Source organism: Acetobacterium sp. MES1, from assembly GCF_002237635.1.
Lineage (GTDB): Bacteria > Bacillota > Clostridia > Eubacteriales > Eubacteriaceae > Acetobacterium > Acetobacterium wieringae.
The window spans coordinates 1-18,954 of sequence record NZ_MJUY01000006.1 but is presented as its reverse complement, the minus strand read 5'-3'; the positions used below and the strand labels follow the sequence as shown (position 1 = coordinate 18,954).

At 43.6% G+C, this 18,954-nt stretch carries 17 protein-coding genes and 1 rRNA gene; 4 read left to right on the top strand and 14 right to left on the bottom strand.

Translation table 11 applies throughout. The features are described 5' to 3' along the window. Positions 1-6 precede the first annotated feature (6 nt). The 7 genes from murD to mraZ all read right to left on the bottom strand — a co-directional run bounded on the left by murD (position 7) and on the right by mraZ (position 8,139). Entirely contained in the window at positions 7-1,368 is a 1,362-nt protein-coding gene (murD, locus tag BI182_RS01465) for a UDP-N-acetylmuramoyl-L-alanine--D-glutamate ligase (protein WP_286805020.1), read from the bottom strand. Between the two features lie 11 nt (positions 1,369-1,379). After that, positions 1,380-2,354, bottom strand: a complete 975-nt coding sequence (gene mraY, locus BI182_RS01460; protein ID WP_070371086.1) for a phospho-N-acetylmuramoyl-pentapeptide-transferase — start codon at positions 2,352-2,354, stop codon at positions 1,380-1,382. Then, positions 2,345-3,727, bottom strand: coding sequence for a UDP-N-acetylmuramoyl-tripeptide--D-alanyl-D-alanine ligase (locus BI182_RS01455; protein WP_070371087.1), 1,383 nt, complete (start codon positions 3,725-3,727; stop codon positions 2,345-2,347). The genes mraY and BI182_RS01455 overlap by 10 nt, the downstream gene beginning before the upstream one ends. Positions 3,728-3,883: 156 nt before the next feature. Further along, positions 3,884-6,292, bottom strand: a complete 2,409-nt coding sequence (locus BI182_RS01450; RefSeq protein ID WP_148636597.1) for a PASTA domain-containing penicillin-binding protein — start codon at positions 6,290-6,292, stop codon at positions 3,884-3,886. 60 nt (positions 6,293-6,352) lie between these two features. Beyond that, entirely contained in the window at positions 6,353-6,736 is a 384-nt protein-coding gene (locus BI182_RS01445) for a hypothetical protein (RefSeq protein ID WP_286805015.1), read from the bottom strand. A gap of 14 nt (positions 6,737-6,750) precedes the next feature. Continuing rightward, positions 6,751-7,707 carry a 16S rRNA (cytosine(1402)-N(4))-methyltransferase RsmH gene (rsmH, locus tag BI182_RS01440; protein ID WP_286805013.1) on the bottom strand — a complete coding sequence of 319 codons (957 nt, stop codon included), beginning with the start codon at positions 7,705-7,707 and terminating at the stop codon, positions 6,751-6,753. Next, positions 7,708-8,139 (bottom strand): division/cell wall cluster transcriptional repressor MraZ, encoded by a 432-nt coding sequence (gene mraZ / locus BI182_RS01435; RefSeq protein ID WP_070371091.1) that lies wholly within the window; start codon positions 8,137-8,139, stop codon positions 7,708-7,710. Between the two features lie 271 nt (positions 8,140-8,410). Between mraZ and BI182_RS01430 the strand changes: the two genes are divergently transcribed. From BI182_RS01430 to BI182_RS01415, 4 genes are all read left to right on the top strand, one after another. Further along, positions 8,411-8,680, top strand: coding sequence for an ACT domain-containing protein (locus BI182_RS01430; RefSeq protein ID WP_070371092.1), 270 nt, complete (start codon positions 8,411-8,413; stop codon positions 8,678-8,680). 11 nt (positions 8,681-8,691) lie between these two features. Further along, entirely contained in the window at positions 8,692-10,050 is a 1,359-nt protein-coding gene (locus BI182_RS01425) for a PFL family protein (protein ID WP_070371093.1), read from the top strand. A gap of 62 nt (positions 10,051-10,112) precedes the next feature. Further along, on the top strand, positions 10,113-10,517 hold the full coding sequence (locus BI182_RS01420; RefSeq protein ID WP_148636595.1) for a formylmethanofuran dehydrogenase subunit E family protein: 405 nt from the start codon (positions 10,113-10,115) through the stop codon (positions 10,515-10,517). A gap of 166 nt (positions 10,518-10,683) precedes the next feature. Further along, a complete protein-coding gene (locus tag BI182_RS01415) occupies positions 10,684-11,769 on the top strand; it encodes a putative NPN-dependent ornithine cyclodeaminase (RefSeq protein WP_286805007.1) in 1,086 nt (361 codons plus the stop codon). A 60-nt stretch (positions 11,770-11,829) separates the two neighbouring features. On the opposite strand, the gene BI182_RS01410 is transcribed toward BI182_RS01415, so the two are convergent. The 7 genes from BI182_RS01410 to rrf form a co-directional block, all read right to left on the bottom strand. Beyond that, the gene (locus tag BI182_RS01410; RefSeq protein ID WP_070371096.1) at positions 11,830-12,771 is read right to left on the bottom strand and encodes a DUF7973 family transport facilitator; all 942 of its coding nucleotides are present in this window, start codon (positions 12,769-12,771) and stop codon (positions 11,830-11,832) included. A 467-nt stretch (positions 12,772-13,238) separates the two neighbouring features. Next, positions 13,239-14,477 carry a PucR family transcriptional regulator gene (locus BI182_RS01405; RefSeq protein WP_228881097.1) on the bottom strand — a complete coding sequence of 413 codons (1,239 nt, stop codon included), beginning with the start codon at positions 14,475-14,477 and terminating at the stop codon, positions 13,239-13,241. Positions 14,478-14,486: 9 nt separating this feature from the next. Next, positions 14,487-15,215, bottom strand: a complete 729-nt coding sequence (locus BI182_RS01400; RefSeq protein ID WP_070371098.1) for an NAD-dependent protein deacylase — start codon at positions 15,213-15,215, stop codon at positions 14,487-14,489. Between the two features lie 28 nt (positions 15,216-15,243). Then, entirely contained in the window at positions 15,244-15,840 is a 597-nt protein-coding gene (locus BI182_RS01395; protein ID WP_070371099.1) for a dienelactone hydrolase family protein, read from the bottom strand. Between the two features lie 168 nt (positions 15,841-16,008). Next, a complete protein-coding gene (locus tag BI182_RS01390; protein ID WP_070371100.1) occupies positions 16,009-17,883 on the bottom strand; it encodes a CASTOR/POLLUX-related putative ion channel in 1,875 nt (624 codons plus the stop codon). Between the two features lie 172 nt (positions 17,884-18,055). After that, positions 18,056-18,403, bottom strand: coding sequence for a hypothetical protein (locus BI182_RS01385; protein WP_070371101.1), 348 nt, complete (start codon positions 18,401-18,403; stop codon positions 18,056-18,058). A 427-nt stretch (positions 18,404-18,830) separates the two neighbouring features. Continuing rightward, a 5S ribosomal RNA gene (rrf, locus tag BI182_RS01380) occupies positions 18,831-18,947 on the bottom strand. Positions 18,948-18,954: the final 7 nt, after the last annotated feature.

The window sequence follows — 18,954 nt, the reverse complement described above, 5'->3', positions numbered from 1 at the left end:
GGTTTCTTATTGATTTTCGGTCACCAATCGCTTGAATACCCGACCGCGGATCTCATAATTGTCAAACATATCCCAGCTGGCACAGGCAGGCGATAACAAGACGGTATCGCCGGACTCTGCTTGTGCTTTGGCACAGGCAACCGCTTCCTCGTAATTGTCCACCTTGGTGATGGCTAAAACGCCCTTGGCCTTAGCCGCTTTAATCAGGTCATCGGCAGTCACGCCTAAGACAATCAGCAGTTTAACTCGTTTTGCTACCAGTTCCATCAGCTCAGAATAATCTTCTTTTTTATCATAGCCTCCGGCCAGCAGAATAATCGGTTCTTTTACCGCATTGAGCGCCGTGATGGTGGCATTGGTGTTGGTCCCTTTAGAATCGTTGATATAGGTCACCCCTGCAAAACAGCCAACCATTTCCAACCGATGTTCCACGCCTTTAAAGCTTCTCAGCACCTCGACAATAACATCCAACTGAACGTCTGAAAAATAAGCCAGAGTCAGTGCTGCCAGAGCATTCATGGTGTTGTGGGGCCCGATGATGCCCAGCTCATCTTCCCGACAAACAAAGATCTTTTCCTGGCCGTCATTGATATAGATTTCGCCATTTAAACACCAGGCACCATAAGCAACCGTTTTTTGATAACTGAACACTGCTTTTTTAGAAACTGCCTTTTCGCCCAATTGGCAGACTAAGGGGTCATCGCCATTGAGTACCAGCAGATCTTCACTGGTTTGATTTTCAAAGATTCGTCCCTTGGCATTCACATAGTTCTCCATCGTCAGGTGACGATCCAGATGATCAGGGGTCAGATTGAGAATCGCTGCCGCCCGGGGCCTAAAGGTATGAATGGTCTCCAGTTGAAAGCTGCTGATCTCGGTCACAAAGACTTCATCGGCGGTAGCGCTGTCGACATAGTTGGTAATCGGATCGCCGATATTTCCCACCACATAGGTTCCCCGGCCGGAAGCTTTGAATAGTTCGCCCAGCAGCGTTGTGGTGGTGGTTTTTCCATTGGTTCCAGTTACCGCAATAAAAGGTGTTCTTGTCAATCGATAGGCCGCTTCAACCTCTCCAGTGACAGGAATACCCTGTTCGTAGGCCGCTTGAATAATTGGGATGATCAGAGGAACTCCCGGACTGACCACCACTTCATCAATTACCTTTAAAATCTCCAGGCCTGGTTGCATTCCAAAAATCGATTCAAAATTGGGGTTTTTTTCATAATCCAGAATCTGGGGAAACTCTTTTAAAACAATTCCTGCTGCCCGGGTGTCCGTTAACACCACTGCTTCACTGTGTTTTAACAATAATTCGGTGACAGCAACCCCACTCCGTGCGGCTCCGATCACCAGAGTCCTTTTTCTCATAATGCGTTCTCCTATCCTAAACAAATAAATGCAATGGTTACAAAAATAGCGGTGGCGACCCAAAAAACGGTGACAACCCGGGTTTCGCTCCAGCCTGACAATTCAAAATGATGATGAATCGGAGCCATCTTAAAAAATCGCTTTCCCCCGGTGGATTTAAAATAGCCCACCTGAATGACAACCGATAAGGCCTCGATGACAAACAGTGCTCCAGCAATCAGCAAAAAAATCTGCAACTGGGTGATAATGGCCATCACCACCACCGCTCCGCCTAATGCCATGGAACCGGTGTCTCCCATAAAAATGTCCGCCGGATTGGAATTATGTCTTAAAAAGCCCAAACAGCCACCAATGATGGCACCAATAAAAATACTGGTATTGGCCTGGGGCAAAATCAGTGAACCCACAAAAAAGAATATGGCAACAATCAGGGTAACGCCTGACGCCAATCCGTCCAAACCATCGGTTAAATTAACCGCATTGACAATTGATACCACGGCAAAAAAAGTAAAAGGTACATACCAGATTCCAAAATCAACAGTCCGATTCAGCAAGGGTATCACCAGTTCCGAACCAATGGCTGGTGAATAATAGGCATAGAGGGCAATGACCAGCGCACCAATACATTGCAGTGCCATTTTCTGCCAGGCCCGCAGTCCCAGATTATGTTTTTTTGCGACCTTAATATAATCATCAATAAATCCGACACAACCAAAATAGAGCATCACCAGAATCGGAAAAAAATCCCAGCTTCCAATCAACGCCGATAAAACAATAAACGCCACCAGAACGCCCAATTGAATCACCAGGCCCCCCATGGTTGGCGTCCCCGATTTTTCCAGATGGCTTTGCGGGCCTTCTTCCCGGATCGCCTGCCCGAATTTCAGGCGTTTAAGCATCGGGATAAAGCGGGGTGTCACAAAATAGACAACCAAAAAGGAAATCAGTAGACTAATCAACCCTGTTTGCAAACTTGTCATTTCCATTCTTTTCCACCTTCCTTGATAAAATCAATCACCCGTTCCAATCGCATACCCCGGGATGCTTTGATCAGAATAATATCGCCCGGCTCAATAAGCTCTTTTAAACAGGCCCCGGCCGCCAGTGCATCGGCAACCTGATAGACGCTTCCGGCATGATCATAACCCTGACAAATCGCCTGTCCCAGCTGGCCAACACCAATCAGAAGCTCTGCTTTATCCCTGGCATAGTTTCCTACTTCAACATGGGCTGCCGGTCCATGTTCGCCCATTTCCAGCATGTCCCCCAGAACGGCAATCTTTCGCTGGTAGTCACTCCCCAGCGCCGCTAAAACATCCAGCGAGGCTTTCATGGCATCCGGATTGGCATTGTATGAGTCATTTATCACCTTAATTGAGCCCATCGTGAAAATATCCATCCGATTGCCGCTGGGAACAAAAGCGTCCAGCCCGCTTTGAATTTCTGCTTGAGTCATTCCATAAAAATACCCCAAACCGATCGCTACCAGGCAATTATAAACATTATGTTTGCCAGGGTAGTTAAATGTATAGACTTCTTTGCGTTCTTCCCAGGCCACCTGGATTTTCAGGCCCGCTTGAGTTGATGTATAGTGGGTGGCTTTAACAGCATGTTCCCCATCAATACCAAAGGTTCTAACCTGGTAAGGACGCTTCTCTGTTTTTATTTTCTTCAAAAAATCATCATCACCATTTACATAGGCTACACCATCAGCAGTTAAGGTTTGAAGAATTTCTTTTTTGGCCAGGAAAATATTATCCTGGGTTCCCAAGCGTTCAATATGGCTCAGACCAACATTGGTGATCACACTGATTGATGGATCCACCAACTCGATTGATTTTTTTATATCTCCCAGATGATCCATGCCCATTTCGATCACGGCGATTTGATGATTTGGTCCCAAATTAAATAAGGTCTGGGGAATACCGTACTCATTATTGAAGTTTCCTTCTGTTTTTAACGTATTGAACTTTTGCGACAGCACTGCGGCCACCAGGTCTTTGGTGGTTGTCTTGCCACTACTGCCAGTTATGGCAATCACTGGCAGATTGTAACGATGCCGGTTAAAGCTGGCCAATGCTTTCATCGCCGCCAGGGTGGAGTCCACATAAATGACCGTCATTTTCGCTGGGAAGGAGCGGTTTCGCTCTTGAGTCAGACAAACCATCGAACCATTTGAAAAGGCCTGACTGATGTAATCATGACCGTTATTGGTTTCCCCGATAATGGGGATATATAATGCATTATTATTAATTTTACGGCTGTCGATGGCCACATTTGTAATCGACATTGCGGGATTACCCTGGAGCAATCCTCCCCGGGTTATCTGAAGTATTTCATCAATACTGATACTTTCCATGGATACTACCTGAACTTTCTTTCGTATTTGAGTCCGTTCATCGGCGTTGTGCCGTCCTTACCAACAAAACACGTTGCCCAAAAAGACCTAGATATTATATCAAACTTTAAACATAAAGAAAAGCAAGGATTTCCCCCTCGCTTTTCTTTTCATCTTTTATGGGGTAAATGTTACGCTGACGTCACTGCCCTTTTCCACAACCGTTGTTGCAGCTGGTGTCTGACTTGATGCAAAACCATTCCCGGTTATCTTAAGCTTAAGTCCTAATCCCGTGAGGATTTCATTGGCACTTTGAATCGATAACCCTTTTAAGTCAGGAACAATGACCGTTCCAGCTGCCGTACTGTCATCATTTCCCAATGCCAGGATCAATTCACTATTCGGATCGTAAACCGAATTGGTGGGTAAGCTTTGACTGACCACTGTGGAACCGCTGGTGGCTGGATCAACGATATATTTTATTCCCTTTTCATTGAGAATACTGGCGGCAAAATCAATGTTCTGTCCAACCAGGTCGGGCACCGTGATGGTTCCTTTTTGAATTTCTTCCGTTACTGCGCCATTGATCGTGGTATCTGCCGAGTTATAATTGAGCGCCTGTTTGATCAGACTGATGGCAGTTGGTGCCGCACTGGTACTCCCATAGGCCCCTGCCGCCGGCTCATCCAATACGACGTACACCGAATACTTGGGATCTTCCACCGGGGAAAAGCAATAAAAGGAAGTAACATACTTGGAACTGGAATACTCACCATCGATAAACTTTTCAGCCGTCCCGGTTTTCCCGCCAATGCTGTAACCTTCTGAGAGTGCAGTCATATCGGCATCATAACCCACCACCTTGCGCATGATTTCCCTGGTGGCAGCCGATGTTTCTTTTGAAATAATCTGTTTCGGGGACTCACTTGCCTGTCCCTTGGTTTCACTGGAAATAATGGTCGGTTTGACATAATAGCCATTATTGACAACACAGTTCAAGGCACTGACGATTTGAATTGGCGTTACTGCCAAACCCTGCCCAAATGAAAAGGTCGCATAATCGACTTCGTTGACACCACCATTTGCGGTGGACAAACGATTGACAATCCCGGCTTCCTCACCATCCAACTCAATACCAGTGGTTTCACCCAGTCCAAAATTATAGACATACTGATAGAAAACATCGGGGTTCAATTTTTCAATAATCTGTACCAGTCCGGGATTACAGGAATGGGCAATGGCATCCGATACGGTAACACTGCCATGGGGCCCAGTCGCGCAGTTGATTACAGCATCACCAATTTGAATCGATCCCCCACAATAAACCACCGTATCTGGGGTAACTACCCCTTCTTCCAGAGCAGCCGCCCCGGTCAGGGCTTTAAAGGTCGAACCGGGTTCGTAGATAAAACTGACGGCCTGATTTTTATACATCTCAGCCAGTTTTTCCTGCTCGGTTTTGCCCGTCAAATCCGCTGCATGGGTAGCTGCAAAATTGGCATCCAGGGTAAACGGATCGTTAAGGTTATAATCCGGAGTGGTGGCCATGGCCACCACTTCACCGGTTTTTGTTTCCATCACGATCGCCGTTACACTCTTTGTTTTCCAGGTTGCTGCCGCTTCTTCCACCGCCTTTTCAGCCATCAGCTGAATATTACTGTCGATGGTTAAGACAATATCTTCCCCCTGAACCGGTTCTTTTAATATTTTGGTTTGGGATGGAATCTGGTTGCCATCAGCATCTTTCTGAAAATAAACAACCCCGTCTTCACCACTTAAGACATCTTCATAAGTTGCTTCGACACCATAGAGTCCACTATAATCGGTACCGGTAAAACCGAGAATATAGGAGGCGAAGTTCCCGTTGGTATAATACCGCCGGTAATCATCCAGCAGTTCAATGCCATTGTAACTCTCGATTTCGCCATCTTCATCCTTAATCGCTTCCGATTCTTTGATTTCCAGTGCCAGGGCGTTGTCCACCTTCCCTAAAATCAGCACCGGCTGGTTTTCTTTTCGGGTAGCTTTGTCATAGAGCGTTTCATAATTATAATCCAGATCTTTAGCAATTGCCGATGCTACTGCCTCGGGATCTTTTATATTAATCGGTTCAAAATACAAGGTACCATCTTCAACCGTCACCCCGGCAAAGTTATGACTGAGCACAATGACCGCCGCACCCTGGCTGATCCCAGTTTTTACCTCAACAATATCATTCTCCAGAACGGAGATCTTTTTCTGAATTTCTTCAATCTTCAAGCCCAATTTGCTACTAAGTGTTTTGGCCAGACGTTCCGGGTCTTCGACCTCATATGGAATGACGTTAACTGCCGTAGCCGAAGAATCCTTGGCCAGCACATTTTTGTTTCGGTCATAAATGTCGCCCCGGGATGCCTTGATTGGCACTTCTTCAACAAGCTGATCAACTTGCCGTTCATATTTTCCGGTTGAGTTTACAATTTGCAGGGAAAATAATTTCCCAATAACAATAATTAAGCACAATGAAAGTACAACCATGGCAATCATAATGCGATTCTGCTTGCCGACCGGTCCAATCTCTCGTTGTGCCTTCTTTTTTATATTCACATTTTTTCTCCACATTTTTATTTAGCTAAGCTTACCTGATTCAGCTTAAATAAACCCTAACTAAAACAAATTTTCAAACCAGCTTCTGACAATTTGTGAGTCTGTCATCAGTGATTCGTCTGCTTTTTCAGTTACCAGCTCCCGCCGGTATTGCTCCTGAACCGGCTCAGTCATCCCATAACCTCTGGCCTGGGCCTCAATCGATTGAAGGTTCATGTTGGTGACCAGCTGACCTTCTTTGCTGTCATTAACCTGTACGGCATCCTCCAGTGTTTTCTGAAGCTCCCGGATCTCCGTGTTTTTTTCAGTTATGACCGCATGTTGGAACAAGATGCCGATCATCGCTGCAAAAGCCAACAGACCAATGATCATCACATACGAACTCGTGGTCATCCGCTTTCTGTTTTGTTTTGGCATTTTGACTCTTTTTTGCGTGGTTGCCATGGAACACTCCTTTTTTAACTTTCGGTTCCCAGCTTTTCGACAATTCGCAGCTTGGCACTGCGCGAGCGGCGGTTTTCTTCGAGCTCATCAGCCCCTGGGACAATTGGTTTTCTGGAAACAAGCTTAATTAGCGGGGATTTCCCACATACACATTGGGGAAAATCCGAAGGACAGGTACAGGGGTTGGCTTTCTCTTTAAACAATTGCTTTACCACCCGATCCTCCAGGGAATGAAAGGTAATCACACACATTCTGCCACCTGGTTTAAGGGCATCAAGTCCCTGTGTTAAAGCATCTTCCAATATTTTTAGTTCACCATTAACTTCAAGCCGAATAGCCTGAAAAGTTTTGCGTGAAGGGTGTTTTTCCTTAAAACGTTCCCTGGGCGGATAAGCACTTTTGACAATTTCGCTTAACTCCAGGGTGGTTGTGATTCGCTTAAGCGCTCTTGATTTAACAATCGCCTTAACGATTTGACTGGCAAATTTTTCTTCGCCATAAAAAAACAGTATTTTTTTCAGTTCTCCGGGAGCATAGTCATTTACCACCATTTCAGCTGTTAACGCTGCCGACTGGTTCATCCGCATATCCAGCGGACCATCGTTATGATAAGAAAAGCCTCGGGTATCGTCATCCAGTTGAAATGACGAAACCCCGAGGTCATATAGAATACCGTCGATCCCAAAGAGATGGAGGCCCTTTAGAACCTTGGCTAAACTGGCAAAATTACTTTTTACAAAATGTCGCTGACAGGCAAACCCCGCCAAGCGATTCTTCGCATACTCCAAAGCAAAATCATCCTGATCGATGCCAACCAAAATGCCGCTTTCATCGAGTGACTCACAAATCCATTGGGAATGCCCACCACCACCCAGAGTGCAATCCACATAGATGCCTTTTGGTTTGATGTCCAGACCGTCAATGGATTCCCGCAATAATACAGTGGTATGTGAAAATGTTTGTGGTTTCATTTATATTCCCAGCATTGCCATGTTATTGGCAATGTCCTCATAGTTTAAGTCTTCATTATCGTTATAGTCCGTCCACAGTTGACTGTCCCATATTTCCAGGCGATTTGACACCCCGATAATGGTTACCTCTTTGGTAATTTTTGCATATTTTCGCAAAGAAAGTGGTATGCTGGCTCGACCCTGTCGATCCAATTCGCAGTCAGCAGCACCAGCAAAGAAAAATCGGGTAAACGCCCGGGCATCTTTATCCGATACCGGCAGTGCTTTTAATTTACTTTCAAAATTACCCCACTCTTCCATGGAAAAAACAAACAGGCAGCAATCCAGTCCTTTTGTTAGAACAAATTCTCCGCCCAGAGATTCTCTGAATTTTGAAGGAATGATCAATCGTCCCTTGTCGTCGATATTATGTTCATACTCTCCAAAAAACATTCAGATCCTCCTCCTTCTTACTTCGCTCTTCCATTTTCTTCCACATTATACCACACTCCACCACCCTTCACAAGTTACGAAAGCGGCTATTAAGCAAAAAACAAAGATTTATTTTGTTAAAAATTCCCTACATTTGTATTGATTTTACATCAAATAGCTTAAAAATAAATTCGCCTGTTACTGATTGTTCTTAATTTCTACATTAAAACTTGTGATTGTATCCGTTTTGGTTTAAACTAATAAAATAATGAAAATTAAGGAGTTATTTTAAATGAGAGCAGTAGTTACGGTTATTGGAAAAGACCGCACCGGAATAATTTATAATGTATCTAAAATTCTGGCTGAAAATGAAGTCAATATCGAAGACATCAGCCAGACGGTTATGCATGATTTTTTCACCATGATCATGCTGGTGGACATGTCAAATATGTCTGTCGATTTTAATGTCCTGAAAAACGCCCTGGAAACCGTTGGCGAAGACATCGGGATGTCAATCCGCATTCAGCATGAAGATCTTTTCAATGCCATGCACACCATTTAGGCGGCCTGATTATGGCAATGTTTAAAGACGTCCTTGAGACGGTAAGAATGATTGAAAAAGAGCGATTGGACATCCGTACCATCACCATGGGAATTTCATTGCTGGATTGCATTGATTCCTCCGGAGCCAAAAGCCGCCAGAAAATTTATGATAAGATCACGCGCTTAGCCGAAAACCTGGTTAAAGAAGGGGAGCGGATTGAAAATGAATTGGGCATCCCGATTGTCAATAAACGCATCTCGGTGACCCCGATATCACTCATCGCTGGTAGCAGTGATGATCTTAACTATGTTGAATACGCCAAAATCCTCGATGCCGCTGCCGCAACCGTCGGGATTAACTTTATCGGCGGTTTTTCAGCCCTGGTTCCCAAGGGCTTCACCAAAGGCGACCGGATTCTGATCGACTCCATTCCTGAAGCTCTGGCAACCACCAATTGCGTCTGTTCATCGGTTAATCTTGGTTCCTCAAAAGCCGGTATTAATATGGACGCTGTTAAACGACTGGGTGAGGTGATTAAAGAAACCGCCTACCTGACCCGGAATGCTGATTCGATCGGCTGTGCCAAGTTTGTGGCCTTTGCCAATGCCGTCGAAGACAATCCCTTTATGGCTGGCGCCTTTCACGGCGTCGGCGAAGCGGAATCGGTTCTCAATGTCGGGGTCAGCGGCCCCGGTGTTGTCAAGCGGGCCCTGGAAAAAGCCCAGGACGCTTCCTTTGGCGAAATGGCCGAAATTATTAAGAAAACTGCCTTCAAAATTACCCGAGCCGGTCATCTGGTTGGCACAACGGTCGCTGAACGCCTGAATGTCCCCTTTGGTATTTTAGATTTATCCCTGGCACCAACTCCCGAAATCGGCGACAGCGTGGCTCGAATTCTGGAAGAAATGGGCCTGGAACATTGTGGTACCCATGGGACTACCGCAGCACTGGCGATGCTTAATGATGCCGTTAAAAAAGGTGGTATTATGGCATCCACCTCGGTGGGTGGCTTCAGTGGCGCCTTTATCCCGGTCAGTGAAGACGAAGGGATGATTGAAGCAGTCGAATGCGGCGCTCTGACCTTTGATAAACTGGAAGCCATGACCAGCGTCTGTTCAGTTGGGATCGATATGGTCGCCATCCCGGGTGACACCCCAGCTTCCACCATTTCTGGTATTTTAGCTGATGAAGCCGCCATCGGCGTCATCAACAATAAAACCACCGGGGTTCGGGTAATTCCCGTTTATGGCAAAGACGTCGGCGATACTGCCGAATTTGGTGGACTTCTAGGACGAGCTCCGATTATGCCCATCAATAAAAATGACTGTTCAGTTTTTGTAAATCGTGGCGGTCAGATCCCAGCCCCGATTCACAGCTTTAAAAACTAACAACGGATCAACCCAGGAGGCCTGCAACAGCAGGTCTCCTGTTTTATACAAGGAGTAACTAAATGAATCAAGAATTATGGGAAAAATGTGTAACCTATCACGGACATCACTGTCCGGGCCTGGCGATTGGCGTCCGGGCTTCGCTGGAAGCGATCAAAGCGCTTTCGCTCGATATGAGCAGCAATGACAAAATTGTCTGTGTCGCCGAGAATGAATCCTGCAGTGTTGATGGAATCCGGGTGGTGCTGGAATGCACTGGCCAAAAAGGCAATCTGTTTTTCATTCAAGGTGGAAAACAGGCTTTTTCGGTTTTTAATCAAACCACCGGTGCGAGTGTCCGGTTGATTTTAAAAGAGCTGCCAGCAATGGAGCGTGATGAAATGGAAGACTTCCTGCTGAATGAACCTGATGCATCAAATTTATTTGATTTTGAAAAACCCCATTTTGAATTGCCTGAACAGGCTTAATTCCCTCGATGTTTTTAATAACACCGTCAAGCTCAGTCTCTAATCACTGTGGTGGCGGTGTTTTTTAATCGCTATGTGATCACCGATTTATGATACCAGCTGGCGACGCTGATATGGTATACTATAGGCAACCAATAAACCTATAATTATCGAACGAGGTATACCGATGTTTACTCTGCCAACTTACACAGCTCCTGATTTTACAGAAAGCTTTTTTGTTAAAGCCCCCAGTGTTCGAACCATGCCAGCTCCCATGGATGGGGTGGTTCCGGAAAACTTTTATGCCACCACTATCTTCCCCGAATATTTTAAAATACATGATAGCTGGCAGCTAATGGCTGAAAGTCGGATGGACTGTGTGGTCGTAATCGCCGATGATCGGCCCCATGCCATTGAATTCAGAAACGTCAAGAAAGGCGATGCGGTTGTGGTTGGACGTCATGAAGACGGCGAAAACGGTGTTTATGTCGATCATTTTGCTTTCAGAAAAAAACAGGAAAACGGCGATAACTTCTCGTTTCGAACGTCAAACTCCCGGGAAACCGCTTACTCCCGGGACTATGACCGACTTTATGAATTACTCGAGTTTGAACGAGAGAACGGCTATATTTTGTGGGTTCTCGGCCCGGCGGTTACCTTTGATCAGGACTCCCGCAATGCCATGACCCATCTGATCGAGATGGGCTATGTCGATGCCCTCTTTGCAGGTAACGCACTGGCAACCCACGATTTGGAATCCCACTTTTTTAACACCGCTTTGGGTCAGGACATTTACTCCAAAGAAAATAAGTCCCTGGGTCACTATCATCATATTGAAACCATCAATCGGGCCAGGAGCTGCGGTTCCCTGAAAAACCTGATCGAAAAATATAAAATTACGGATGGTATCGTCAATTCCTGTATTACCAATAATATACCCCTGGTTTTAGCCGGTTCGATTCGGGATGATGGCCCCTTACCGGGCGTCTATGCTGATGTTTACAGCGCCCAGGATGCGCTGCGGGTACACACCAGAAAAGCCACCACGATCATCTGTCTGGCAACCCAACTCCATACCATTGCCACTGGCAATATGACCCCCTCCTACCAGGTCATTAATGGCGCAGTGCGACCGGTTTATTTTTATACTGTTGATATCTCCGAGTTTGTGGTAAATAAACTCAAAGATCGGGGCAGCCTCAGCTCCAAATCAATTATCACCAATATCCAGGATTTTGTCGTCAACTTGCAACGCAATTTATCGTTAAAGTAATGTACGTACGCAAAAAAAAGACTTCTGCCGAAGCAAAAGTCTCTACCACTCGATGATAAACTACATAATAGATGGCAAAATTAATGGTAGTACGGAAAAATTAATCAATTGCAGCACCCAGATCGTACAGGCTGGCGGGTCAATGTGACTATCTGCATAACTGTTAAAGGTTAACCCGGCAAACTCTCCGATTAAAGCACCCAAAACCCCAGTGATGGCGGCAGCAATAATCGCTGCCAATGGGCTTAATGTACCCGAGAATACAACAATCGCGGTGGATGCTGCTGGCAATACGATATGATGACAGCCATAGAAAGGTAGTCCCATGCAGGCAAAAATCAGTCCAAATGCGGCGATCCCAAAGGCAAAGCCACCCATCTGTGAGAAAATATATGCGGCTTCTTCAGAACCAGCCAACGCCATGTTTCCAAAAGCTGCCACGATTCCGCCAACCAGAATCCCAAATCCGGCACCGATCACCAGGGTGAAAATCATGTCTGAACCCTGAGGCAGATAATGCCGGGTCACACCGGCTGGCGTTTTTCCGGTTAAACCAGAATTTGTGAAAAGCAAACGCACCAAAATCGCCGAAATAACCACGCTTAAGGCAACCGTATCGGTCCACGCTGCTGATCCAAATACATTAGCTCCGATTAGGGTGCCAATGGTAAAGTTTAATAAGTAACCAATAATACCAAAGATTCCACCAACCAGCAGTACTGAAGCGTCTTTTAAGCCAGCAAGCGGTGTGATAATATCGCCGCCGACTTCCAATTTACCAATTTTTTTAGCATAACCGGCAGCTGCTACTGCACCAGCAAAAGCAATACATGGTGAGAACCATGATCCAAAGCTGACGATACCAATCGCTGGCGCTCCGAAATCTCCGGCAAGAATTGCGGCAACAACTGTTAACCCGGTAAAAATAAATGATGGCACACCGCCGATGGCAGCTGCAAACAGCCCGCCGCCAAACGCAGCAATTAATAATGTTAAGTCCATTTCTTTTCTCCTTTTAATTGTATTGAGATTATCGTAAACACATTAACGTTCATCGAGTGGCTCTGATAATGTTTACAAGATCAGTTTAACAAGAAGAACAAAATTTTGCTATGGTCATCATTGCCAAAATATCTATTCATCTTTGTGCATTAATCACAAGTCAAACGATTAGCATCATGGGCAATCAATAATATCCATCAAACTGTTTTATGATCTAACACTTATTCTTCGCAAAATAAAAAAAGAGCCTGAGCTCTCTTAAATTAAGGGGTTTAGTATAAACTTTACGCCATGCTAAACAGGGGTCACAATCCCTATGTGCTATCATATCCTATTTTTTAGTTAAAATCATCAGCCCTTGGTTACAAAACAGCATGGTTAATCTGTGCATTCTGCACAGATAATTACTCAATTCATTATACACTTTTAAAACTTTTCGGTCTATCATCCCATTTTTATCACAACACTTATTGATGTCTAAGAAATTCTAAAATCCGAAACGAATAGGCTAAATCAAATTGAACCTTTGGATCAGCAAGATCAAGCTGAGTAAGGGCCTTAATCCGCTCCATGCGATAGCTGAGCGTATTGCGATGGATGTGGAGATTTGCGCAGGTTTCTTTGTAATTACATCCATGATCAATCAGTGTATTTAACGTATAAAACAATTCTGATTGATGCTGACGGTCATATTTCTCAAGGATCAGCAAGCTGCTTTGCACAAAGTCCTTAAGATTATTTCTTGTGTCACTATGAATCTTTTCAATCAGATGAAAAAATTTGTAATCCCCATAATGGTAGAATCGCTTTTTTTGATGAACAGACACACCGATTCGGATAGCTGCCCCCGCCTGTAAATAATAGTACTGAAAATTTTCAATCCCATTAAAAAAATCACTCATCCCAATTCGTAGGCCGTGTTTTTCCATAAAACTCTTCAGACGTCTGATTCCTTTTTCGGTTTTTTCTTTTTCCAGGTCGGTACATAAAACAACCATTTGATTGCCATAAAAAATTGCATGGGATTTCGGAAAAACATGATAAAAATCATCTCGTAATGAATCTTTGATCCCTTCCTGATAGAGACCATCGTCATTTTGCTCCGAAACCAGTACACACAGATTGTTACTGCTGTTTAGCTCCGATTCCAGAACCCATGATTTAAAATCAGCGTTTTCCTTATCTCGGCCTTCAATCAAATCCATCAGAATACCCTCATTCATGTTGCCACGAATATATTTATATTGGGGAATTTTTAGAATAATCTCTGTTAACACCTCGTTGGCCAAAAGCAACAACTCTAGATGCTGATTTGTCACTTCTGCATCTTGAAAAAACATCACCATGGCACCAGCATATTTTTCCCGGATAATCACCGGAGACACCAATACCTTCGACTCACTTTCCAGACCAACTATATAAGGTGTTCGTTCCTTGGGAAAACGTTTGACTTCTTCAATGTTGACAATTTCAAATATAAACTCATGGCTGCAAAAGCCTTTGGCGATGGCTAAATTCCAGGAGGGATCGGTGATCTCATTGGTTCGGCTGACGCCGCGAATGGAAAAGTTGATATCAATAAAAACCACCGGTTTTTCCATCAGATAACTGATGGTTTCCACCACCTCTTCGACTGTGTGATTATCCAGTAATAGACTTAATAAGCGATTGCTCTGTCGGTATCTCAGTTCAGTTTGACTTTCCATCGTTGTGCTTTATTTTTTACTCCATTTCAATTGTTTAAATACCTTGCCTATGCTATCGTTGATGACAAGGTTCGCCCGTGAATCCATCGGGGTTGAGGATTTATTGACCAGAACCAGATTTCTACCCCGATAATAATCGATCAAACCTGCCGCCGGGTAAACGCCCAGCGACGTTCCGCCAATAATCAACACGTCAGCATTACTGATGGCCGCAACCGACTGATTCATCACATCGCTATCGAGCCCTTCCCCATATAAAACCACATCTGGCTTGATGGTTCCGCCACAACTGCATTTAGGTACTCCCTGACTTTCCTCGATCATATTAACCGGATAAAACTGATGACAGCGCATACAGTAATTGCGATGAACCGATCCATGCAACTCAAGCACCCGTTTACTACCGGCCAATTGATGGAGTCCATCAATATTCTGAGTAATGACTGCTGTCAACAGCTGTTGTTTCTCCAGCTCTGCCAGTTTTTGATGGGCATCATTGGGTTTTGCCTGCAGATAGAGCATTTTATTCCGGTAAAAATGATAGAATTCTTCTGTGTTATTTATAAAAAATTCATGGGAAAGAATCGTTTCCGGCGGATAACGATAGGTTTGATTGTAGAGCCCATCGACACTCCTAAAATCAGGAATACCACTTTCTGTGGATACGCCAGCGCCACCAAAAAACACAATATTTCCAGCCTTGGCAATCATTTCTTGTAACATTTCGATCTCGTTCATGATTTGACCTCTTTTTTAATATTTTTTGTTAACCTATTTTTCTCAGGAAGTATTTTACCATATCCAGTCCCTTATTTCCTGACTGTTCACAATAACAATCCCCATATCGATCAGCAAATCCATGACATCCTGATAACACAAAAGTATCAACCGTTTCCTTCTGATTAAGTCGAGGAATGATTGACCGCACCTCAAAGGATGCCTCCTGCTCCGAAAAAATCAGCAGGCAGGGACAGACTGGGCTGACATCAAGATAGTCTCTGATTCGTGACCCGTAAAATCCGATCATTCCATCACAATATGGATTTTCTGTCAAACGCCAGGCGATGGTTGCTCCCACACTTGAACCAAAAACAATAATTTTATTATAAAATTTCTTTAATTCTTCAATGTCGGTAGCAATTTCACGATATCGTTCAAAGCTGTTATTCTCTACAAACGCCTGGTAAGCTTCATTGCTTTGAGCGTATTGATAAACACGTTCTTCCGGACTTAAATCCACACAAAAAATGTCATAATCCTGCACTCTAAAAAACTCTGCCCAGTCATGAATATACTGATTCATCCCATAAATTTCCGGAATGATTATAACCGCTCGTTCTGCTTCTGAGTCCTGCCGGGACATTTTTTTCAACACCATTTCTTTTAAAACCGCTGCATGTCATCGTATCTTTACGATAATTGCATCCTCCCATATAAATTCGTTAAAAACCGTCATCCCCATAAAAAAGCCACTGCAAAAATTATTCTTGCAGCGACTTCTATAACAGATAAAAATAGTATCCATCGTCATTTAATCTTCGGCGATTACAATCAAACCATCCATTTCTCCCAAGCTAACCATCGTTGATTTACTGGGATTAATATAAATACCGTAATCCTTTTTAGCATCCTTTTGTTCTGCCGCAATCACATAACCAATAACGATTTCGTTCTTCCTTTTTGCTGCTTCAACCAGCGTGTAATAATTAACTGCTTTATCTGGCTGAATGTATTTTGACGCCCTTTTTATATAAAGCTCCGAACCATCTGCATCAAACAGGTCTTCAAAGACAGTATTAATCATTCTGTTTTCCGAAACCTGAGTTAGCATTAAACTGATCAGTTTTTCACTGACAATAAAGTCGTTGACTCTGGTTACTTCGGCCAGTTTCTTATTTCTAAAATCCAGCATTTCACTGACAACTGAAAAACGACAGTTCAGTTTTTCGGAAATATCTCGAAGCTGAAGCAGAACGACCAGCGTATTGGCATCTGACTCCTGCACATCGAGTTCCGAATTATTTGACAGGATGATGACATGATCGTAATTTTTGACCATCAGTTCGTCTAAAATCCGGCGATCTTTTGGATCTCCCTTCAATAATTCGATTTGCTGATTCACTACCTGACTAAGAGCAATTTGAAACTCTTCGTCTTCAACACAATCTGATACAACAGTCAAAAGCGAACCTTGCGGTACATAATTGTCAATTTCCTGAATAATTAAGTGAGCATTGTCATTCCAACCTAGGATCAGCGTCTTTTCGGGTCGGTCCGGTTGCGATGATGCGTTTTGACGAATTGCTTCAACATCAACCGAAGATTGCTGATCTGATTTTACTCGAATCGTATCATCATCTTCTGAAATGGCAATAATTTGGTCTCCCGGTTTTAGTACCGTGTCCATCGGCGGGTTCAAATATGTTTTCCCCTGGGACTGAACGCCGATCACCGTTGATTTCTCAAACAAAAACAGGGTCTCGCCAAATGTTTTTCCAATCGCTTCTGGACAATCACTGAAATAAATTTCGTCACCACCAAAATCCAACAACTCTGTATAGACTGTTGAAAGACCTGGCTGACGGCAGGTTTGAGCAATTATGCGGGAGATGAGTGTATCACTGAGAATTATTTCCGCCTGATTGTTTCCGGCAATTTGGGCCACTTGAACGTTCTCAGGATCTCGCAAGACGGTAACAATATTATAAGGCTCACTGCGCTTATTCGGATTATTGGTAATAGCCAGAATCGTCTTTATTACTCGGGTATCATCCTCCGGAATGATGATAATTGATCGGGACGTATTTAAACTGACGATTTCCAGATCATCAATATCGATTGGATTTCCCTGACGGGTGACGATTCGGGTCGTTTTTAGATCGGTGATCCGCTCACGAATGGCGTCATCCATTTCGGACTTATCATGATTCCCCATCACAACAATACAAGCATGTTTACGATTGCTGTTCGCTTCAATCAATTCTTCAATAATTGTAAAAATTTGCTCTGACCATCCCAGAATAATGGTTTGATCCTTTTCAATCACTCGGGATCTTCCTTTTCTTAGCGATTCCAATTTTGCTTCAATCCCAGTTGTTAAAATCCCAATCAGGATACTGAGGATAAAGATACCGCCAAGCGTAGTGACAAACATTAAAAAGATATAACCAGCACTACCGGTATCTCCACTGACCGTTCCAGAATCAATGGCACGCATTAATCCCATCCACAGCAGCTCAGTAAAACTTGAGGTTGGCCCGGATTGGGTAATCCAGACGATCAAGGAAATCACAGCAATCATAATTGCCGTCGCACTGGCTAATGACAATAATAGTATACCCGTTCCTTTTGACATCAGATTGTCAAATTTGTACCTAAGTTTTTCTAAAAATCCAACTTCATCCATCTTACACCTCTTTAAAGTTATTAGTTTTAGCCGATTGTCTCGTCTAATGATAATTATTTGAAGGAGTCTATTCTATTTCATTTATAATTTTTACATTTTATCACATTCAGCCATTCGCTTCAATCACTGTTGACACCCTTTTTTTGCAATTGACGATTTCGAATCTTTTTTCCTACACGTCAGAATCTTTATCTTTCTTTTTTTTGAAAAGATTGCCCAAATACATTCCCATTAATGATAAACACCCATATATGCAACCATATATAACTACTTTCATATATATCATCGAGAATACAAGCGGGAGAAAAATGATGCTTATAAAAACCGGATAAAACCAGACGATACCATTTTTAAATCCATATACAAACCCAGCTATTAAACAATATCCGGGAATAATCAAGAGCATAAAGAACAAAAAATATTTTGAATCCGGCTCCAGCATCGGCAAGATAAAAAAGATCACGGCTGTCATTACCAGATATGGTAATACCGGCAATAATAATGGTAAGTTTTTTTTCATTATCGGCTCCCATGACATTTACTACTGAAATTATATTAGTGTATTTCTTTATTATAACATGAATCGCTCATGTTATCGATATTTTATAGTATACATCCGTTTCAGATTGCTCCTAAAATTACTGTCGTTAAATGAAGCTGCAACTCCGCTCCGTTTCACTGCGCATGCGTTTGGGGCCTCGCCCCATAAAAAAATAGATTCATAATGACAGATATTAAGTATCCTTATATCTTTCTCATAACTTTACTGCCGTTTACTCGCTCATGCGGCACTTCGGCGTAGCTAGCGCTGCGCCTTCGTCGCGTCAGTCGCCAGATGGCTCCTTCCTTAAAATATAAAAAATAGAGACCAAAAAACAAATAAAATTTGCTCTTTGGTCTCTATTTTTTATATTTTCGCCGCATGGCTCGTTGTTTCACGCAAAAAAATCCCGCAACGTCCTATCCTCCCAGGCAGTTGCCCACCAAGTACTTTCGGCGCTGGAAGACTTTACTTCTGTGTTCGGTATGGGAACAGGTGTGGCCCTTCCGCCATCGTCGCGAGATTAATTA